The sequence below is a fragment of the Enterovibrio qingdaonensis genome (assembly GCF_028683135.1).
Classification (GTDB): domain Bacteria; phylum Pseudomonadota; class Gammaproteobacteria; order Enterobacterales; family Vibrionaceae; genus Enterovibrio; species Enterovibrio qingdaonensis.
On the sequence record NZ_JAJUBB010000018.1, the window covers coordinates 77,310 to 97,937 of the forward strand.

The window sequence follows — 20,628 nt, forward strand, 5'->3', positions numbered from 1 at the left end:
AGAAATGGGAAAGCACATTCCTCCGTTTGATAACAAAAACGAACCCGTTATCGGCATCAACGATGACACCACACCACTTTGTTATTTCAACCCCGTAAAACTCACCCAAAGTGAGCAATACAGCTACCAGCTTGATGGCTATGAGTCAGCGGTTGTGCTGGCTGGCGGCACCTGTGATATCACGGTCAATGGCGAAACATTCAGCAATATCGGTGAACGCGCCAGCGTATGGGATGGCGACCCTTCGGGTGTTTACGTGCCCGTCGGCAGTTCGGTCACCATTACCTGTGTATCCGCCGATGCGGATGTATTGATCGCGGGTGGACGCTACGAAGCTGATAGTGAGGGTGCCCCACTTGAACCTTTCGCCATTCGCCCAAAAGACACAGACAAGGTCCAATACGGCAGTGACGATACCAAGACCCACCGCAAGATTAAGCATATTCTCGGGCAGAAAAACGCCGATAAACGCGGACGCTTACTGGTCAGTGAATTGTTCACCGTCGGTGCTGGCGGTTGGTCAGGATTCCCGCCACATAAGCACGATGAAGAGCGTCCGCCTAATGAAACCCGCTATGAAGAAGTCTACCAATTCAGATTTAACCCAGACTTTGGGTTCGGTGCACAATTTCTCTACGAGCACGAAGATGACTTTGGTCCGGTCTATCACGTAAGAACAGGCAGCGTTATTGCGATTGACAAGGGCTACCACCCTTCCGTGGCGGCACCCGGCTATGAGATGTACTACTTCACCATTATTGTTGGCGAGAAAAGTAAATCCTTGGTGCAGTATTTCGACCCTCACCACGAGTATCAAGTGCATACCATTCCCGGCATCAAAGACATGGTCGCTAAGTTTAAGTGAGGAGAAAATTTTGCTGGTAACGCTTAATGATTTACTCCCTCAAGAGGCGCAATCATCGGGGGCGGTTGCTTGCTGTAATGTCTTTGGTATTGAAGAGGCCAAAGCCATCATCAGCGCGGCAGAACATTTACATCGCCCCGTGATACTTGCAGTGAACAAAGACATGGTGGACTTAGCAGGCGTCGAGGCGATGGCGGGCTTGCTGTTGCCGCTAGCAAAAGCCAGTTCTACTAAAGTTTGTGTGCACCTCGACCACTGCTATGAAGAAGCCATTGTCTTCCGTGCGATTCACGCGGGATTTACGTCCGTGATGTTTGACGGTTCACAGCTTCCCTTAAACGAGAACATTCGCCGTACGAAGAACGTGGTGGATGTTGCTCATGCTGTTGGTGTCAGTGTTGAAGGGGAATTAGGCTCAGTGCCCTACCAAGAGGGGCGTGACCATATTAAATCGGAATTCACTGAACCGACGGAAGCGACGCGATATGTCAACGAATCCGGCATCGATGCACTGGCAGTGTCCGTCGGTAACGTTCACCGAATGACTGAAGCAGGCAGTCCCATCAATTTTGATTTGCTTGAAACGATCGAGGCAGCAACGACGCTGCCGCTAGTCATTCACGGTACAACGGGCATCGCAGAAAGCGATCTGTTGAAGTTGAAAACACAGCGTGTCGCCAAATTTAACGTGGGAACCACACTCCGTATGGCCTTCGGCAATGCAATGCGCGAGGCCATGGAACACGAGCCTGCTAAGTTCGACAAACAATACTTTGCAAGCAAGGCAATCCCCGCGCTTCGGCAGGAAGCCATTCGAGTGCTGTCGTTATTGTCATAGCTAGGTTTATAGGGAGAGAACATGAGCAAGGCATATAAAACACTTGGAAGAAGACTACGGCTTGGCGTTATTGGCGGTGGCCCAGATTCCTTTATTGGTTCGATACATCGCTCAGCTGCCACCATGCATGAAGAGTTTGATGTAGTGGCAGGCGTGTTTTCTTCCAACGCAGAACGTTCTGTTGCGGCGGGAAAAGCAATGGGTATAGCTCGCTCCTATCCAACTCCAGACGCCTTGTTTGAAGGCGAAGCAGCTCACGACCAACCCATTGATGCCCTTGCCATCATGACACCCAACAACAGCCATTACGATTTGTCAGTCAAAGCATTAGAAGCAGGCTTTAACGTGTTTTGTGAAAAGCCGTTAACCATGAATGAAGAAGAAGCTGCCTCGCTCGTTCAACGCGTTAAAGCGTCAGGAAAGCGGTATTGCGTCGCGTATGGTTACAGCGGCTATGCCATGGTGCGCGAAGCAAGGGCGTTGGTTGCCTCAGGGGCTATTGGTGAGATCACCATGGTGCAAAGTAACTATGTGCAGGGGCACTTGGCAACGCTAACCGAATCAGAAAAGTCCGGCACAAATTGGCACATGAAACCTGAGCTTTCCGGACCTTCATTGATTTTGGGTGACATAGCCACGCACAGCTATCACCTCACCAGCTACGTCATCGGTATGGAAGCCAGCAGTTTAAGTGCCGATGTTACTGCACTCGTTGAAGGACGCACCGCCGACGATTACTGCGGGATCCTATTGAAGTACCCCAACAATGCCCGTGGCATTTTCTGGGTCACACAATCTGCTGCAGGGGCAGTGCACGGTTTGAGCTTCACGATTTACGGCACCAAGGGCGGCTTAGAGTGGCACCAAGAACAGCCCAATGAGTTGCTCGTGCGCCCAATCGATAAACCCGCCTACATCCTGACAAAAGGTGGCGTCGGCCTCTCATCCGCAGGTGAGCGTGTTTCTCACATCGCTATTGGTCATCCCGAAGGCTATCGCGAAGCGTTTGCCAACCTTTACTATGATTTTGCGTCAAACATTGTTGATGACATATCCGGCAATTCCCCTGATCCGCTTTCGCTCACCAACCCCACCGTTGAAGACGGCGCGCAAGGTATGGCGTTTGTGTATGCATCAGTAAGATCGAGAGATAATGAGGGAAAATGGGAGACTATTAGAGATTTGAGATGATAGTTAGTATGGTGAAAAGCCCGCTAAATCGCGGGCATAAAGTGGAAGACACGCTTCACTTACTTTAGGTAGTCGCCAAAGGTCTCTATGAATCCGGTAATACCTTCTGCGTCATCATCAATTTTATAAGCGGGCAATCGGCAGTAATCCGTCTCTATGATGCCACGCTGCTTGAGTATGTCTTTTTCTATAGCGATGATGTACTCACAATGGCTCATCCAACGCTGAATATATTCCAATAGGACGGCGTGTAGCACTTTGGCTTTTTCCGATTTTCCTTCTTGGTATAGGCGATAGATCTCCACATAGATTTCTGTAAATGAACATCCCGGCATGACGCCTTTACCGCCGATATCCAGCATATCCATCATGTACAAACCCGCGTAACCATTTAGGATCACGACATCTGACTTCAGTGTTAGCAGTTCTTCGCAGTATTCCACTGGCGGGTTGCATTCAATTTTGAACACCGCATGCGGAAAACGGCGGCTGATCTCTGCCATCTCTGATGGTGGGATATCCAGTCCTGTTTCGCCCGGTGCATATTGGACCAACACGGGGATAGAAACTGACTCAAGTACAGAACAAATGTGATGAACAATTTGCTCGGTTGTTGGTTTTAAAAAGAAAGGCGGCAACAGCATGAGGCAATTCGCCCCCAATGCTTGGTAGTAACGCGCTCTTTCTACTGCCACTTCGGTCGAGTGGTCAGTCACTGAAATACAGCTATATACGTCACTTTCTGCCAGCAATTGAACAAACACCGTAGCGAGTTGTTCTTTCTCTTTTTCAGTCAATTTGTAGAACTCGCTGGCAATGCCAAACAAGGTAATACCGTGACAACCTGTCGTTTTTAAATGCTCGATTAAGCGGATAAATGACAGGGTATCGACCTTACCGTCTTGTGTGAACGGCATTGCTGCGATGGGGTTAACACCCGCTAACTCAACTGGCGTATAGGTTCGACTCATAGTAGGACTGCTCCTTCAGCCGCTGATGCAGCGCGCTCACGATAAAGGTTGAGGAAACCAGCGGGGACTTCTTTGTTCAACGGAATCCAGTTCGCCTTGCGCGCTTCAAGTTCCGTGCTATCGACATCAAGGTTCAGTGTGCGCTGCGCAATATCAATCTCAATCATGTCCCCATTCTGAATAAGCGCAATCACGCCGCCGTCTGCCGCTTCTGGCGAAATGTGCCCCACGAACAGGCCACGGTTAGAGCCAGAGAAACGACCATCGGTAATTAATGCACAATCATTGGAGAGAGCCATCCCTTCTAGGAATTTCATTGGCTTATACATTTCTGGCATACCCGGACCGCCTTTGGGCCCCTCGTAGCGCAAGACAAGCACACTGCCTTTAGCAATTTCACCTTGTTGAATACGATCAATTGCTTCTTGCTCAGAATCGAATACCACCGCTGGGCCTGTGAAGTGATACATATGATCGGGCACCGCGGCTGGCTTGATCACTGCGCCTAGTGGGGACACGTTGCCATTGAGTACAGCCACGCCAGCATCTGGTTTGATAGGTGACGCTAAGCTGCTTACAACAGGGGTATTCTCGATAATTTCGACCCCTTCCAGAACATCTGCTTTTGTGCCTGCTACTGTCAATGCCGACAACGCCAGCTTACTGGAAAGCTGCTTTTCTACTGCAGCAATACCACCCGCATGGTGAAAATCAATCATGTCATGCTCAGAGGCCGGATAAATTGCCGCCAATAGCGGAATCGTGCGGCTCAGCGCATCAAATTCGCTCAGGGATAGGTGGCCGAGTCCTGCTTCATAGTGAATCGCTTGGAGGTGCAATATTGCGTTGGTTGAGCCGCCTGTCGCGAGAAGGGCGCACATGGCGTTATGGATTGCTTCTTTGGTCAATATTTGACGAGCGGTAATCCCATCTTCGACCAATTTTACTATTCGCTTGCCCGCCGTATAGCCAACTTCAAAACGTGCAGGATCAATGGCTGGTATGGTTGATGTTTGAGGTAAACTCATGCCCAATGATTCTGCCAAACACGACATGGTATTTGCAGTGCCATACATGGTGCAAGAACCCGGTCCAGGCTCGGCTAAATCTTCAATACGACGGAATTCTTCCTCCGTAATTTCACCACGCTGTTTCCAGCCAATGGCTTCTGTGACGATATTACCGTCCCAGTGTTTGCCACCATATTCCGCCGGATACATAGGACCGCCGTTTACCAAAATCGCGGGAATATCGAGGCGTGCCGCCGCCATCAACATACCCGGTACAATTTTGTCGCACGAACCCAGAAGTACCATGCCATCAAAGCGGTGTGCACGTACCATGATTTCGATGGATGCCGTGATCACTTCACGAGCAGCCAAAATGTAGCGCATACCAAGATGCCCTTCAGCAATGCCATCACAAGGGGCAATAGTGCCAAACATCATCGGCACACCACCTGCTTCACGAATACCTTCAAACACACGATCAGCGACATCATTCAAGTTCACGTGTCCGGGCGTAGCATTGGTGTAGCTGTTCACAACGGCAATGACGGGTTTACGAAGGTCACAATCACTGTGACCCATCGATTTATACAGTGCGCGTTTCAGCGCACCGTCATCACCCTGTAGAATCGAGCTAAAGTGAGGGCCACAATTGCCGCAGTTTCCACAGTTAGCCATGATTACCACTCCGCAAATGAGCCATCTTTGTTACGCCACACTGGGTTGCGCCAGCGATGTCCGACCTTGGCCATTTCTCGCAAGTAATCTTCGTCAATATCCACACCCAGGCCCGGCCCCTGCGGCAATTCACAGTAGCCTTCTTTGAAAGTGAACACTTCCTTATTCTTCACGTAATCCAATACATCACAGCCTTGGTTGTAATGAATACCGATACTCTGCTCTTGGATAACCGCGTTCAGTGCAACTGCGTCGACCTGAACACATGAAGACAATGCAACAGGGCCTAATGGACAGTGAGGTGCCAATGCCACATCAAATGCCTCAGCCATGGACGCAATTTTCTTCACTTCGGTAATGCCACCCGCATGAGACAAATCAGGCTGAATGATGTCGACACCACCTCGCTGTAGCAGCGTTTTGAAGTCCCAACGTGTAAACATACGCTCGCCCGTCGCAATAGGAATCGCACCGTATTTCGCGACTTCGTGAATAGCATCGAAGTGCTCTGGTAGCAAAGGTTCTTCTACGAACATTGGACGAAGAGGCTCAAGCTCACGCATCAATACTTTTGCCATGCCTTTGTGGACACGGCCGTGGAAGTCGATACCAATACCCATGTCTTTATGGGTTGCATCGCGTACCGCCTGAACACGCTCAAGCACTGCATCCACCTTGCTGTAGTCATCGATGTAATTCAGTTCTTCGGTGCCATTCATCTTGATTGCGGTAAAGCCAAGTTCCATGCGCTCTTTTGCCATACGCGCTACGTCGTCAGGGCGGTCTCCGCCGATCCAAGAGTAGGTACGGATTGAGTCACGGCATTTACCACCCAGCAATTGATAGACCGGAACGCCAAGATCTTTACCTTTGATATCCCATAGTGCCTGATCGATACCTGAAAGCGCACTCATCATAATTGGGCCGCCGCGATAGAACGACGCGCGGTAAAGTACGTTCCATAAATCTTCGATGTCGCGTGGGTCTTTACCAATCACATAGTCCATCAGCTCATCAACTGCCGCTTGAACCGTGTGTGCACGCCCTTCAAGTACAGGCTCACCCCAACCCACTAGGCCTGTATCCGTTTCTAGCTTTAGGAAGCACCAACGTGGTGGAACGATAAATGTTTCATAACTTACGATTTTCATAGCAACTTCTCTACTTCGCTAATTCAGGCAAAAAGGTGATCACGCCAGGCAGGAATACCAAGGCAATTTGAACCAACAACATACTGATGAGGAAAGGAACGACGGCCCGGGAGAGCTGCACCATCGAGGAGCCTGTGATGCCTTTTGCAACGAACAGGTTTACGCCAACTGGCGGTGTGATAAGTGCCAGCTCAGTACCCACAATCAGAATGATACCGAAGTGGTAAGGGCTGATACCGAGGTCCACCAGAATAGGCAGGAACAACGGGGTATAAATCAGAATCTGTGCAGCCGTTTCGATGAACAGACCCGTAAACATAATTAAGGCAACGAATATCAACAAAATGATCGTCGGGTTGTCGGTTACCTGAAGAATCGCCTCACCGATCATTTGCGGGATTTGGCTCATGGTCAGGTAGCGGGCAAAGGCCGTAGCAAAACCAAGGATGATGATGACACAACCTGTGGTGATGGCCGATTTCACGATGATAGGACGAATGTCTTTCAGCGTGATTTCTTTATGAACAAACAGGCTGACAATGAGGGTGTAGATAACCGTGATACAGGCAGCTTCCGTCGCCGTAAATACGCCAGAGTAAATGCCGCCAAGAATAATAACAGGTGTCAGCAATGCCCATTTCGCATCGTAAAATGCGGCCCAGACCTTTTTGCTGTCAAACTTCTCGGCCATACCGACATAGCCGCGTTTTTTCGCAATGAGATATACGGTTAAGATCAGACCCAGACCAACCATACCGCCTGGAATAAAGCCTGACAGGAACATATCACCGATGGAAATCTCCGCCGTCACCGCGTAGATAATCATTGGAATAGAAGGTGGGATCAAGATACCGAGCGAACCAGCCGACGCCGTCAACGCACCCGCGAAGTGGCGGTTGTAACCTTTTTCTATCATCGACGGCACCATCATTGAGCCGATAGCAGCAACGGTGGCTGGCGATGACCCTGAAATCGCTGCAAAGAACATACACGCGATAACAGTAACAATGCCCAAGCCACCTGTCGTACGACCTACCAAGGTTGATGCGAAACCTACGATACGGCGCGACAGGCCACCTGTTTCCATGACAAAGCCTGCCATGATAAACATTGGGATTGCGAGGTAAGTGAATGAGTCCAAGCCTGAGAATGAAATTTGGGCAATAAAACCGCCAGAAATGTCATTCATTAACAACGCTGCAAGCGTCGACATACCGATACAAATTGCGATTGGCATGCCCACGAAGAGCAACGCAACGAAGATCAGCATCGTTATTCCGAAAGATACCATTACTGAGCCTCCATATCGGTTTGGCTAGTGCAAAGCACGTCTTTATTCTGAAAACGTTGGTACATGCGCTGAATCAAGCGCAGAGATATAAGGAAGAAGAACACAGGCACAATCATGTATACCCAGCCAATCTGCCACTCAAGCGCAGGCGTCACTTGAGACACACGCAATGCTTCTAACGTGATTTCAACGCCGTATGCACCGATATAAATCATGAAAGCACACCAAGAGGCTTCAATGACTTGGTCTAAATAATATTTCGCCTTGCCTTTTACAAAGTTGTCGATGATTTCAACACGAACGTGCGCACCTTTAATAACCGCTAGGGAAGAGGCAGCATAAACAAGGGCAATAAATACGTATCTCGCCAACTCTTCCGTCCAAGATAACGAAAAGTTAAAAACAAAACGGAATAATATTTGAAGAAGACATAAAACAATTAGCGCCAAAAATAACGCAACACTTAAGTACTCTTCGAATTCGTCAGAAAAGATCTTTTGCAATCTAGACATAGCTAATCTCGAATATTGGATGTTTAAATAAAAAGGGGCCTGGGCCAGCCCCTTTATTAATTAAGAAAGTTTGTTTACTTCTTTTTGTAGTTCTGAGAAGAATGCAGGATCTATTTGGTCACCATGTTTTTTCACAACAGGTGCAACTGCTTCACGAATTTCTTCTTTCGCTGCGTCCGTTAATTGATGGAACTCAACGCCAGCTTCGATCATTTTTTGCAGTGACTCTTCATCCTGAATGCGCACCGCTGATCGCATCTCTTCTTTCACGATATCTGCGCCTTGCTGCAAAATTTTCTGATACTCAGGTGTCAGGCCATCATAGAACTTCTTACCAACAACAAAGACAACCCAGCTATACACGTGGCCAGTGTCTGACGCGTAAGGCTGCACTTCAAACAGGCGTTGAGAATAAATATTAGTGAATGGGTTTTCTTGACCATCCACTGTGCCCAACTGTAGAGATGAGAACAGCTCGGAGAACGGCATTGGCGTTGGGTTTGAACCTAGCGCTCGGAACGCATCCAAGTGTGAGCGGTTTTGCATAGTTCTAAGTTTCAAACCTTCAAAGTCGCTCAGCTGCGTAATCGGTTTGATGCTGTTGGTGACATGGCGGAAACCAAAGTTACCGTAACCTAAACCTACGTAGCCCGCATTTTCGAGTTTACCCAAAAGGTCTTTACCCCATTGACCGTCAACAACTTGGTTTGCAATATCTTCGGTTGGGAAAATAAATGGTAGCTCGAGAATATTAAACTCTTTAACAATATTTCCCATTACTGCAGGTGCAGGAAGGTTCATTTGTACCGTGTTAAGTTTAATTGACTCCAAAACTTCTTGGTCATTACCAAGTTGGTTACTTGCATATATTTGAACGTCTAATTTGCCTTGCGTTTGTTCTTCTACAAATGCCTCAAAAGACTTCATCGCTTTAAATTCAAAGTGTGATTCTGGAACACCAATGCCCACTTTCATCACCTTTACGTCATCGCCGCTTTCACCACATCCGGTGAGTCCAAATAAAGCCATTGATACAATTATTGAGGTAAGGGTCTTTTTCATTTCACGCTTCCTTGAGCATATTAATTATTGGAATTCGCCCATGCTTCACGATATTGACGGGCTATTGTTATTATTTCTTCTACAGTGTTTCCCGGTTTATATAGGCCGGAACCTAAACCAAAGCCAGACGCGCCAGCCTGTCTAAATTCACGCATTTGAGCAGGATCTGCATTGACTCCCCCAACAGGGAAGCAAGCTACGCCTTTCGGTAACACAGCTCTCAGTGCTTTGATGTAACGAGGTTCAATAGAATCTGCTGGGAAAAACTTCAATCCACTCGCCCCACACGCTAGTGCTTCAAATGCTTCTGTTGGCGTCATTACTCCCGGCAATGTCACACAACCATGCTCGGCAGCGCGTTTAATGACGTCAGGGTTCATGTTCGGTGTGACGATCAGGCGAGCGCCAGTGGCAAGCACTTCATCCAACAGTGATACCGTGGTAACGGTTCCCGCCCCGACTAAGGCTTGGTTGCCAAATTTTTCTACTAATAAGCGAATGCTGGTAAGTGCATCAGGACTATTTAGCGGTACTTCGATAAGCGTGTACCCTTCATTGATTAATGCCTCCGCCACCGGGAGCACTTCTGCGGGCGTAATACCACGCAGAATGGCGACAAGAGGCAGAGACTTGAACGATTCACTGTCGATAAATTGTTCAGGCGACATGGCAGCGATTCCTACTTTGCTGATAAATGGTGGTCATGCCAGCGAGGAAGCATTCGTCGCCAGACATTATCTTTCCTTGCAGATCCAAATGCTCGATGGCAAGAAGGTAACGTTGGCAGAGTTTTTCATCGCCAACGAGATAGATAGGCCCGTCTTCATTGAGAGTGCCGAGTTCAGCACCGATCAGCACACCAGACAGGTAGCTCTCTACATTCTCAGGTGCGACATGGTTGAAGAGTCGCTGTGTACGGGCAGAAAACAGTACTGAGCTCAACGCGCCCTTGCGACCTGCATCCACCCCCAACAAGTAGCTCGTATCACAATGCTGTTGCTCGGGCAGTTGGCGACCTAAAATCGAGTGTTGTTTGAGTACTGAGAACAACTCACCAGTCATATAGGTTTGAAAATGGGTCAGTTCACCGGACTTAACGTGAACGTGTTTGCTGTGCGTGCCCGGCAGAATGGCGTGTGTAACACAGTTATCAGTAAGACTTACTAGACCCATCAACTGCACTTCTTCACCACGCATCACATCTGGCAGGTCAAAATCGTTATCTCCCGTTGCACCCGGAACAATCCAACCCTTTTTGCCCCATGGCAACGTCACGTCGGCCATGTTCTGAATTAGTGCGTCGGGAGAGACTGGCAGCGATACGTATGGCACATCACGCCAACCTTGCTGGGAACCTACCATGCCAGCAAAAAGAACTGACAACGAGTTGATGGAGTCAGCCCAAGGGCTAACAAGTTGTTGAAAGGTGTCAGAGAATTGGCCGTTGGGCACGGCAAGCAACCCGCAAGATGCCGTCAGCTTGTCGATAGTTTGACCTTCTGGCGTCATCAGGAATGCACGAAAATTGGATGTTCCCCAATCTACCGCGACCCAACTTGCTTTAAGACTCATATTTGTCATACATACATTCCTATCTTGTATGACAAGCATGATAGGTACTTTTTTACCCTTTGTGTGTGATCAAAACCTAAAATCTATTACGGGATTAAATTTACGTAATCAGGCTGATCGTTGAGCACTTTACGCATAGACGCCAACACCATCTCACGCATACAGTTTCGGGCAGTTGCTGCGTCCCGCATTCGGATTGCATCGAGGACGTCCCAGTGCTCTTGTAGTGCGGGGCCACTTAGACTCACATCCTCTTCCAAGGTATTGGAAAATGAAAGCTCCATTGTGGCGGCAAGCATGTCTCCTAATGCTAAAAGAAACGGGTTATGTGAGGCACGAATAATCGCGTTATGGAAACGAATATCACCTTGATTAAATTTGTCACGGTTCATCTCTTCCTTGGCATCACGCATGATTTCATAACCAGCCTCAATCTCAGCCAAGTCACGGCTTGTTGCATTTAGTGCAGCCAACGCAGCAATATTTGGTTCAAAAATCAGACGTGTCGCAATCAAGTCTCGCAATATGCGATCACTACTTTTTACTTGGGCTGTCCAGCGCAATACATCACCGTCCAACCAGTTCCAATTTTCAATAGCCGCAATGGTTGTTCGTTTTTTCGGTTGGATGATAAGCATTCCTTTTGAAGCCAGACTTTGCAGTGCCGAACGCACTGTCGTTCTGGATTTGTCGAACTGACGGGCTATCTCATTTTCACCGGGTAATTGATCATCCGTACCATAGCGACCAGAAACGATGAGATTCGCAATCTCTTCCGCAAGCGTTTCAGATACAGGCTTTGTTTTCATCTTACCTTCTCTTGTGTGACATGATTTCTTTGCAAGGATACATCATATGTCCAGTTATGTGTATTTATTCAGAAAAAGGAATATGCAGTACAGCCAAGAAAAGTATAAATCGTAGATTTTTTGATGGTGAGAACCCCGAAGCCTTTGCCAACCTTTACTATGATTTTGCATCAAACATTGTTGATGACATTTCCGGCAATGCCCCTGACCCGCTTTCACTCACCAACCCCACCGTCGAAAACGGTGCGCAAGGTATGGCGTTTGTGTATGCGTCGGTGAGATCGAGAGATAATGAGGGGAAATGGGAGCCGGTGAAAAAACTGTATTAGCTACAAAAGAATAATGAGTGACATTCCGTATTGATGTCACTCTAATTTCAGATTCCGAAAAACTCGACGACCATCGAATTTAACCTCAAACGTTTGCGAGCATTTCCAATAAGTATCGATGCATTTCATAGAATCAATCAGTTTTAAAAAGGAAATCCGCCATATTCATTACATTATTCAACAATTAATTGACAGCATTATTGAAAGCCACGCTTTAACCCTTCGCTTTATGTGTCGCAAAATGACAGTGTCACAATTCCTACGCCAGAAAAAAGCCAATAGCATATTCACCAAAATATAAATACGTTTAGAACTGCGTTTTCATAAACAGCAGAATCTAAATATCCCTTTCAACCTCTATGGCTAGAGAATGAAACAGTGAACATGCTCGAAAATAACATTGATATCCGAGATATTACTGCTGTAAATCCAATCCTTTGCACCATTCCTTTTAATCAGGTTTTAGTCGATGAACTAGGAAACGTGAACCTCTGTTGTGGCTCCCATATTAAGAACATGTCCCCTGTTGCTGGGAACCTCTTTAGCGAAGATGCTAAGCGCATTTGGAACAACGAAGTTTACAAAACGTTTCGTCAGTCCTTCACAGACGGAAGTCTGCGCTACTGTAACGAAAAATCTTGCTCAGCATTGGCAAACAAGCAAAGCCCTGAAGCCAGATTACTGCTGCATACGCTTGAAGAAATTCGTTGTGATGAGCACTTATCAAAAAGTAATTATTCCTCGTTTTCTGATAGCCCTGACACGTTTGATGGGACGTTAACAGGGATGCCGACCCGTTTGTATTTGGGCATTGACCCGAGTTGCAACCTCAAGTGTCCTTCATGTCGCGACGCCCTGTTTATCGACAAATCTGGCACTGAACGGCTGGATACACTCTATGGCAATTTGAGAAGCATAACCCCTGGCATCGAGTTCCTAGAGTTAGATGGTTCCGGTGATGTGTTTGCGAGCAAATGGTATAACAAATTTCTTCGAGACTTTCCGGTCAGCGACTTCCCAAACCTAAAAGAAATTAAATTCAGATCGAATGCCGTTCTCTGGAACCGAAAAAACTGGTACCGCATTCACCCTACGTTCAGAGCAAAGAAAATTCATGCCTGTATCTCAATTGACGCGGCTACTGAATCCACTTACGAGGTTGTCAGGGGAGACTCTTTCCAAACCTTGATGGAAAACATGTATTTTGTCAGAGAATTGCTCGAGAACGGAGAATTGGAATCTATCTCCATCGTCATGATTTATCGAAAAAGTAATTACCATGAAATACCAGTATTCATTCAACTCGGTAAAGAACTCAAGGCAGACACCATTATTATCAATCCTCTTCAGGCTTGGGCACAGTCCGCATATTCGATTAATGGAACATTTGAGGATGAGGCAATTCACCACCCTTCACACCCTGAGCATCACCGATTAAAGCAGTTAATAGACGAAAACAATATTCGGTATGGGAATGACGGGGATACCTTTATCGATTTTGCATGGTGATGCACTTCATCACCAACGCAATTTATTTAATAAAAAATAATCAAATATACAAATACAGCTAGGTCATTGGTTAGATAATGAAGAATTCAACAAAACGTCAATTATGTTTCATCAGAAATCCAAACTTTGAAATAGACAATAATGACGTTTACTACACACTGGGCTCGTATCATCGTTCAAAGAAACCTGTTTGCCAGCTCGGTCCTTGGCACTCCCTATTTGTTGAATTAGATGCGCCATGCTCTTTTGATGACCTCCTGAAAAAATACCCATCGTGCGAGCCCATTTTAAAGCAATGGCTTCAACTCGGATTGGTACACGCTTACCCTCGTATTGATGCAAATACGGCGGTCGAGGACGACAAACATCTGGTCGTGTTAGAGCCTCACATTGATGATGCAGCATTGTCTGTGGGCGGAGCCCTTATCAAGCGACGCGGAAAGCAGCGCACCACCATATTGACCGCCATCCAATACACGGACTACACCAGTTATTCAGAGAAAACACGCGGAAAACGCGACTACATATCAAGTCGAAGAGAACGTGAAGCCCGTATTTCTGCCGCAATGATGGGCGCAGCACATAAAACGATGGGTATGACCGATCAACCTATTCGATGGAACCAACCAGACTGCCGCGACCTCTTCCCTGAATCAGAACTTTCGTACCTTGCCGAGCACCTTTATGCCAACATTTCCGAGCTCAAACCAACCGAACTCTGGTTACCGCTCGCAACAGGGCTTCATGCCGATCATCACAACATCCGCAACGCTGCGGTATTGATGCTTAATCAACACCCAGAGCTTTTAGAAACGGCGGATATCTATTTCTTCGAAGACCAGCCCTATGGGTATGATGCAGGAAAGGCGTTTACGGAAAAGCTTCACGCTAACCTTTTCCCTTACGGCGACACCAGCGTTTGTAATATTGATATTTCAGACGTCATGGATGAAAAGAAAAACCTCGTTTCTATTTTTGGTTCCCAGTTTAAGGTCGACAAGATGTGGCCAAAAATTGAAGCGGCAGCGTACTCCCACATCACGGGCGTTCCGTCAGAGCGTATGTGGAAAATCAACACCACACCGAATGCGCTCTCCTACCAACACTTCGAACGCTTTGATGCAATGAAACCTGCACTCTCATTGGCTATTAAGAACAAAAAAGTCTGCTTAGTGCTTAATGACTACTTTGTGGCTGGTGACGTCGAGGCATTCATTAAAGCATGCTCTGCGTTCGATATTTCTTTAGAGGTGTTTACCAAGCGCACTGAAGCCGCAAGGGTTTCGATGTTTGAAAACAGAAACGTTGACGTCACGCTGTATGATGCCCAATCAAACGGATTACATAATACCTTAACGCGCTTATCAGAAAGGCAAGACGCTTTCATTTTCGTCTCTTGTTTTGAGTTCAAATTTCCTGAACGCCTAAACGCAGCGCGGGCACTTTTAGACGGGACGGAATACTACTTGTCCGAATGGAGTTCTTCTATGTTCCGCGCATTTGAAGAGCGCGTGGAGGAGTTGGCACAAGATTTTGTCAATAACCCTGACCAAGTAGAGGAAAAAACATTGTCCGTTGCTTAGATGTCACCGGAATAGGTAGGACAAACACGTCAGTGGATACGCTAAAATACGGCATCATGCCCCGTAGAAACAGGACAGCGAATCAATCCACGCTATTTCTTCATAGACATGACAATGATTGATGTAGGGATTAATAAGGCATAAAATTACGCCACAAATTGCGAATCAATAAGCAATACATAGACTTAAGCAGTAAGCATTCATGAAAAAGCCCAACCTGACTTCCAATGATATCGCCAAACATCTCGGCGTTTCCCAATCGATGGTATCTCGAGCCTTTAACCCTAAGGCCAGCATCAGCGATGAAAAGCGGACCTATATTTTGGAAGGTGCAGCGAAGTTGGGCTACAAACCTAATGCATTAGCTCGCAGCCTGATTTCCAATCGTTCCGGTTTAATCGCCATCGCATTGGACAGCAGTGCCAACCCTATGTACGACTTGCAAGCGCGTATGCTGGCATCAGAAATACAGGCGAAAGGTGGACATGCCATTCTCTGCCCTATCTCCAACGGCGATCTCGATTCCGCCATTCAAAGGGCGTTTGAGTATCAAGTTGATGGTTTGATTATTGCGACCAGCCGTTTGAGCAGTAATGTTATTGAACAGTGCGAACAATACGGTGTTTGTTTAAGTTTTATTAACCGTTACATAGATGGCTTCCGAGCCAACAGTGTCGGCCTCGATAATGATGATGCCGGCAACCAAGCTGCAGACTACTTTTTCAAAAAAGGCTGTTCGTCATTTGCATTTGTAGGTAGCGAAGGCGGATCAATGACCTGTGAGCTTCGTTGGAACGCATTTCATCGCAGAACGCTTGAGTTAGGTTTAGCCGAACCGATCAGAATATCAGCGTCATTCGATATCGAATCTGGTATGCAAGCCGCTGAACAATTGATAAACAGCTCCCATAAGGTTGATGCCGTTTTTTGTGCAAACGACATTATTGGTATTGGCTTTATTGAAGGTCTAAAAATGCATAATCAAGGAGGGTATAAAATTATCGGTGTCGATGATATTCCTATGGCTTCTTGGCCTTCTTACCAACTTTCCACGATAAAACCACCGACGGATATCATTTGTAAGTCTGCCGTTGAGGATCTGTTCGGCCGTATTAACGGCAATAATGAAAAAACAGGTAACTACATACTGTTTAAAGGTACCTTAGTTGAGCGCGCGTCTTAAAGGCTCACCATCATCTATTCCCCTTGGGTAGTCAGCGTCGTTTTGTCACTCTCTTTCACTGCATTTTGACTCGACTACCCATCAATTGCTCGACGCGAAATAAAGTCAGCCGACTTAGAACAATGCATCAGAAAAACACACTAACAAACACAACGCAGCAACATTGCATTTACATCAACCCAATTCTGATAAAGCTCCGTGTTTTTTCCCAACACGGTTCTTCCACATCCATTTTCAACCCACCGCTCAAAAATATCGCAACTCTCTAAATTTAAAGTGATAAATGTCCCACTAAAGGGGTATGTGATACCGGAAATCATGCAATTCTGATTTAAGTCAATAAACGACTAAATCCGATCGTCTAAATTCCATTGCATACGTATGCATGGATGTACCATTGAAAATGAACTTATGTAACAACCCTTTAAACGATAAACAGCATGGCAACGTGTTCAATATTCAGTTGTTCACGATTGATGATGGCCCTGGCATTCGTACTGAGTTGTTCTTAAAAGGCTGCCCACTTCGCTGCAAGTGGTGCGGAAATCCTGAAAGCTTTAAGCACTATATTCAACCCGGCATTTATGAGACTAAATGCATTGGTAAAGATAAGTGTGGTGCCTGCATCGATGTTTGTCCTGACAGCAGCATGCTGACGTTTGTCGACGAGAAACTCACGGAAATCGACAGCAGTAAATGCACAAACTGCATGAAGTGCCATAACGCCTGCCCCTCTGACGCTATCAAAAAATGGGGCAACACCATGTCTATCGACGAATGCATGAAAGTGATTCGTAAAGACAAAGGGTTTTACCTGCGTTCTGGCGGCGGTGTGACCGTATCTGGCGGTGATCCCATCGGCCAAGCGGATTTTGTCGCCGAACTGTTTAAAACCTGCCAAGCAGAAGAGATACATACCTGTTTGGAATCCAGCTTCTACGGCAAGTGGTCTCAACTTGAAAAAATACTGCCTCATACAGATTTAGTGATCTCTGACATTAAACACATGGATACCGATGTGCATAAAGCCTATACCGGTGTTTATAACGAGAGAATTTTAGAGAACCTAACAAAACTCGCGCACGAAAATATTGAATTCATTTTAAGAATTCCCGTCATTCCAAATGTGAATGATGATGAGAAGAACATCCAAGCCACCGCTGACTTCATTATTAATAATTTAGATAACAAAGTCAGGACGCTACAACTGTTGAGCTTTATGCGCCTAGGCGAGGAAAAGTATCGCTCATTGGGATTGCCATACCAAATGGAAGACGTTGTTTTTGAAAGGAATGCGTTCCAACAGAAGATAAGTAACATTGCAGATTACTTCAACAGCAGAGGTATTCATTGTGTTGTTGGGACAAGAGAGAAATAGCCTTCACGCATAATATTTTCAATCGACATATTTAAATCGATATAACAGAGAAGAAATAAGAGCATCTGTGCTCTTTTTCTTATCACGTTAATACTGCGTACGTTAAATACAAAAACAAAGATATTTGACCCAATCATCTTTGTTTTTGCATTTGATAAAATATAAGGATGTTACATGTACGAATCTGTAGCAAATAAGCAAACCACGTCTGCTCGCGGCGTCGATGCGTTTGATAAAGTCTATGGTCTAGGTTATGAAGTAGGACACGATGATTGGTCTCCCTTCCCGCGTGTTAACCGTTTACGCCAAACCTTTTTAGATCGCCCTTATGAGATTGATGTAGAGCGTCTGCGTTTAGTCACCGAAGCATTTAAGAAGCACGAAGTTGCGCCACGCATTCTGCAAAGTGCTTATGCGTTCGAAAACATTCTTCTCAATACCACTCTGTATATCTACGAAGAAGACCTGATTCTTGGTGAAATTGCAGCACCTGCAAAAGCGTCCCCTATCTACCCAGAATTCTCTGTCGATTGGATCATTGATGAAATCACCAACTCTCCGTTTGAAGAGCGCACCAACGACCAATTCTATATTCGTAGCGATGAAGAACGTGCTGAAATATTAGAACTTTGCGCGTATTGGAAAGGCAAAACAGTGAACGAAATGATCACTGCCACACTAGACCAAGACCAGAAAAATGGCTCACACATTGGCGAGAAGATCTTCCAAACCAATAACTACCATTTTGCCGGTATCGGCCACTTCGCCATGGATTTTGCGCGTTTAATGCGTGAAGGTTTTGATGGTGTCATCGCGCAAGCAGAAGAGGCACTGGCGAAACTGTCGAAGAAAGACGCCGATTGTGCCGCTAAACGTGATTACTACAAAGCAACGCTGATCACACAAAACGCGGCGAAAAAATACATCACTCGCTACGCAGACCTTGCAAACGAAATGGCGGCAAGCGAGTCAGACGAGAAAAGAAAGCAAGAACTTGCTGCAATGGCAGAGAACTGTTACCAGATTGCTGGCGGCGCGCCACAAACATTCTGGCAAGCGGTTCAGCTGTTTAACTTTGCAACGACGCTGACGCAAATCGAAGGCAATGGTCACTCAATCTCTTACGGACGTATGGACCAGTGGCTGAACCCAATTTACCTGGCGGACGTTAAAAACAACGGCGTAGCAAAAGAGTTCGTTCTAGAGCTGATTGAAGTGCTCTACGTCAAAATGAACAACCCGACCAAACTGAAAGACAAAGGCACGGTGCGCGTTCGTAACGGCCGCGGTTTCGGTGGTGAAAGCCTAACGATTGGTGGTGTTGATACAAAAGGGAATGATGCGACGAATGACCTCACCATGCTTATGCTTGAGGCATCTGTTCATACCCGCATGATGAACCCATGGGTATGTGTTCGCATGCACGAAAACACGCCTTACGAGCTGAAAGTCAAAGTCACCGAATGTATTCGTGCAGGATACGGCCACCCGAAACTGTTTAACGACGGTCCTGCGATTAAAGCCATGCTTGCCAAAGGCATGACACAAGAAGAAGCCCTTGATTACGCCGTTGTCGGTTGTGTAGAACCAACCATTCCGGGTAAAGAACATGGCTGGCAAGACGCGGGTTACGTTAACGCCGCCAAGATGATGGAAATGGTGCTGAACCACGGTCGTCTTGTTGCAGGACCAAACACCGACCTTCAACTAGGGCCAGATACGGGAAGCCTTGAAACGTACCAATCGTTTGAAGACGTGCTTGCCAGCGTTGATAAGCAATTTGAATTCTGGTGCGACCAACTCTGCAGCACGCTAAACATTACCGATAAAGTGCATGCAGCACTTAAACCGACGCCATTTATCTCAGCATTCTTCGAAGGCTGTATCGAATCTGGTCGTGACATGACAGCGGGCGGCGTGAAATACAACGGTATTGGCCCTCAAGCGGCAGGTATTGCGACCTGTGCGGACTCGCTGGCGACCATCAAAAAACTGATGTTCGAAGACAAGTCATACACAGGTAAAGAGCTGCTAACCGCACTGCGTGACAACTGGGAAGGCCACGACAAGCTTTATGCGCTGGTCAACAGCACCAAGATCCCTCACTACGGCAATGACATCGACGAAGCGGATGAGCTCTTCAAATACATGTTTGAATGCTACTGCAAAAACATTTCCGGTCGTCCAACCCTGCGTGGTGGCTCATTCAGCCCAGGCGTATACACAGTAAATGCGAACGTGGGTATGGGTCTCTTTATGAATGCCTCTCTTGATGGCCGCAAAGCCCAAGAGCCAATTTCAGACAACATGGGCCCAGTACATACCGCTGGCGGCTCCCATGACTTTGCTGGCCCAACTGCGGTAGTTAACTCAGTCACCAAAGTTGACCATGCCAAAGCCACTAACGGCACGCTGCTCAACCTTCGTTTCCCTGAAGACTCCGTCGCTGGCGTTGAAGGCCGCGACATCCTAATCAGCTTCATTGATGAGTACATGTCAAAGCAAGGGATGCACGTTCAGTTCAACATCATGAGTGCAGACAAAATGCGCGCAGCTCAGAAGAACCCAGAGCTGTACAAAGACATGCTAGTACGCGTAGCTGGTTACAGTGCTTACTTCGTGGAACTGGGTCTCCCATTACAGAACGATTTGATTGACCGTACCGAGCTACGTTTCTAATCACGCAAATCAACCGACAA

The 20,628-nt window shown here is 46.8% G+C and carries 18 protein-coding genes; 9 read left to right on the forward strand and 9 right to left on the reverse strand.

The genetic code is table 11. The features are described from left to right. The first annotated feature begins 4 nt into the window (after positions 1 to 4). From LRP49_RS19665 to LRP49_RS19675, 3 genes are read left to right on the forward strand one after another with little or no spacing between them, the layout of a single operon-like run. On the forward strand, positions 5 to 865 hold the full coding sequence (locus tag LRP49_RS19665; protein WP_274144208.1) for a 5-deoxy-glucuronate isomerase: 861 nt from the start codon (positions 5 to 7) through the stop codon (positions 863 to 865). A gap of 10 nt (positions 866 to 875) precedes the next feature. Continuing rightward, on the forward strand, positions 876 to 1,703 hold the full coding sequence (locus tag LRP49_RS19670) for a class II fructose-bisphosphate aldolase (RefSeq protein ID WP_274144209.1): 828 nt from the start codon (positions 876 to 878) through the stop codon (positions 1,701 to 1,703). Between the two features lie 21 nt (positions 1,704 to 1,724). Further along, the gene (locus LRP49_RS19675) at positions 1,725 to 2,894 is read left to right on the forward strand and encodes a Gfo/Idh/MocA family protein (RefSeq protein ID WP_274144211.1); all 1,170 of its coding nucleotides are present in this window, start codon (positions 1,725 to 1,727) and stop codon (positions 2,892 to 2,894) included. A gap of 59 nt (positions 2,895 to 2,953) precedes the next feature. Here the strand turns inward: LRP49_RS19675 and LRP49_RS19680 are convergent, their stop codons facing one another. The 9 genes from LRP49_RS19680 to LRP49_RS19720 all read right to left on the reverse strand — a co-directional run bounded on the left by LRP49_RS19680 (position 2,954) and on the right by LRP49_RS19720 (position 11,947). Continuing rightward, a complete protein-coding gene (locus LRP49_RS19680) occupies positions 2,954 to 3,865 on the reverse strand; it encodes a dihydrodipicolinate synthase family protein (RefSeq protein WP_274144213.1) in 912 nt (303 codons plus the stop codon). Beyond that, positions 3,862 to 5,550, reverse strand: coding sequence for a dihydroxy-acid dehydratase (gene ilvD / locus LRP49_RS19685; protein ID WP_274144214.1), 1,689 nt, complete (start codon positions 5,548 to 5,550; stop codon positions 3,862 to 3,864). The genes LRP49_RS19680 and ilvD overlap by 4 nt, the downstream gene beginning before the upstream one ends. 2 nt (positions 5,551 to 5,552) lie before the next feature. Continuing rightward, complete coding sequence (gene dgoD, locus LRP49_RS19690) at positions 5,553 to 6,701, reverse strand: galactonate dehydratase (protein WP_274144216.1); 1,149 nt, start codon at positions 6,699 to 6,701, stop codon at positions 5,553 to 5,555. Positions 6,702 to 6,711: 10 nt separating this feature from the next. After that, positions 6,712 to 7,992: a TRAP transporter large permease gene (locus LRP49_RS19695; RefSeq protein WP_274144218.1), complete on the reverse strand. Its 1,281-nt coding sequence runs from the start codon at positions 7,990 to 7,992 to the stop codon at positions 6,712 to 6,714. Beyond that, positions 7,992 to 8,504: a TRAP transporter small permease gene (locus LRP49_RS19700; RefSeq protein ID WP_274144220.1), complete on the reverse strand. Its 513-nt coding sequence runs from the start codon at positions 8,502 to 8,504 to the stop codon at positions 7,992 to 7,994. Before LRP49_RS19700 ends, LRP49_RS19695 begins: the two co-directional genes overlap by 1 nt. A gap of 60 nt (positions 8,505 to 8,564) precedes the next feature. Beyond that, positions 8,565 to 9,566 carry a TRAP transporter substrate-binding protein gene (gene dctP, locus LRP49_RS19705; protein ID WP_274144221.1) on the reverse strand — a complete coding sequence of 334 codons (1,002 nt, stop codon included), beginning with the start codon at positions 9,564 to 9,566 and terminating at the stop codon, positions 8,565 to 8,567. A gap of 20 nt (positions 9,567 to 9,586) precedes the next feature. Beyond that, complete coding sequence (locus LRP49_RS19710) at positions 9,587 to 10,234, reverse strand: 2-dehydro-3-deoxy-6-phosphogalactonate aldolase (protein WP_274144223.1); 648 nt, start codon at positions 10,232 to 10,234, stop codon at positions 9,587 to 9,589. Then, positions 10,224 to 11,147, reverse strand: coding sequence for a 2-dehydro-3-deoxygalactonokinase (locus LRP49_RS19715; RefSeq protein ID WP_274144226.1), 924 nt, complete (start codon positions 11,145 to 11,147; stop codon positions 10,224 to 10,226). The genes LRP49_RS19710 and LRP49_RS19715 overlap by 11 nt, the downstream gene beginning before the upstream one ends. 77 nt (positions 11,148 to 11,224) lie before the next feature. Then, on the reverse strand, positions 11,225 to 11,947 hold the full coding sequence (locus LRP49_RS19720) for a FadR/GntR family transcriptional regulator (RefSeq protein ID WP_274144228.1): 723 nt from the start codon (positions 11,945 to 11,947) through the stop codon (positions 11,225 to 11,227). 20 nt (positions 11,948 to 11,967) lie between these two features. Between LRP49_RS19720 and LRP49_RS19725 the strand changes: the two genes are divergently transcribed. From LRP49_RS19725 to hpfG, 6 genes are all read left to right on the forward strand, one after another. Next, positions 11,968 to 12,276 carry a hypothetical protein gene (locus LRP49_RS19725; protein ID WP_274144229.1) on the forward strand — a complete coding sequence of 103 codons (309 nt, stop codon included), beginning with the start codon at positions 11,968 to 11,970 and terminating at the stop codon, positions 12,274 to 12,276. Between the two features lie 384 nt (positions 12,277 to 12,660). Next, positions 12,661 to 13,785: a radical SAM/SPASM domain-containing protein gene (locus LRP49_RS19730; protein ID WP_274144231.1), complete on the forward strand. Its 1,125-nt coding sequence runs from the start codon at positions 12,661 to 12,663 to the stop codon at positions 13,783 to 13,785. Positions 13,786 to 13,862: 77 nt separating this feature from the next. Further along, positions 13,863 to 15,368, forward strand: coding sequence for a PIG-L deacetylase family protein (locus LRP49_RS19735; RefSeq protein WP_274144233.1), 1,506 nt, complete (start codon positions 13,863 to 13,865; stop codon positions 15,366 to 15,368). A gap of 202 nt (positions 15,369 to 15,570) precedes the next feature. After that, a complete protein-coding gene (locus tag LRP49_RS19740; RefSeq protein WP_274144235.1) occupies positions 15,571 to 16,551 on the forward strand; it encodes a LacI family DNA-binding transcriptional regulator in 981 nt (326 codons plus the stop codon). A gap of 403 nt (positions 16,552 to 16,954) precedes the next feature. Continuing rightward, positions 16,955 to 17,929, forward strand: a complete 975-nt coding sequence (hpfH, locus tag LRP49_RS19745; RefSeq protein ID WP_274144249.1) for a (2S)-3-sulfopropanediol dehydratase activating enzyme — start codon at positions 16,955 to 16,957, stop codon at positions 17,927 to 17,929. Between the two features lie 174 nt (positions 17,930 to 18,103). Next, positions 18,104 to 20,608: a (2S)-3-sulfopropanediol dehydratase gene (gene hpfG, locus LRP49_RS19750; RefSeq protein ID WP_274144237.1), complete on the forward strand. Its 2,505-nt coding sequence runs from the start codon at positions 18,104 to 18,106 to the stop codon at positions 20,606 to 20,608. Positions 20,609 to 20,628: the final 20 nt, after the last annotated feature.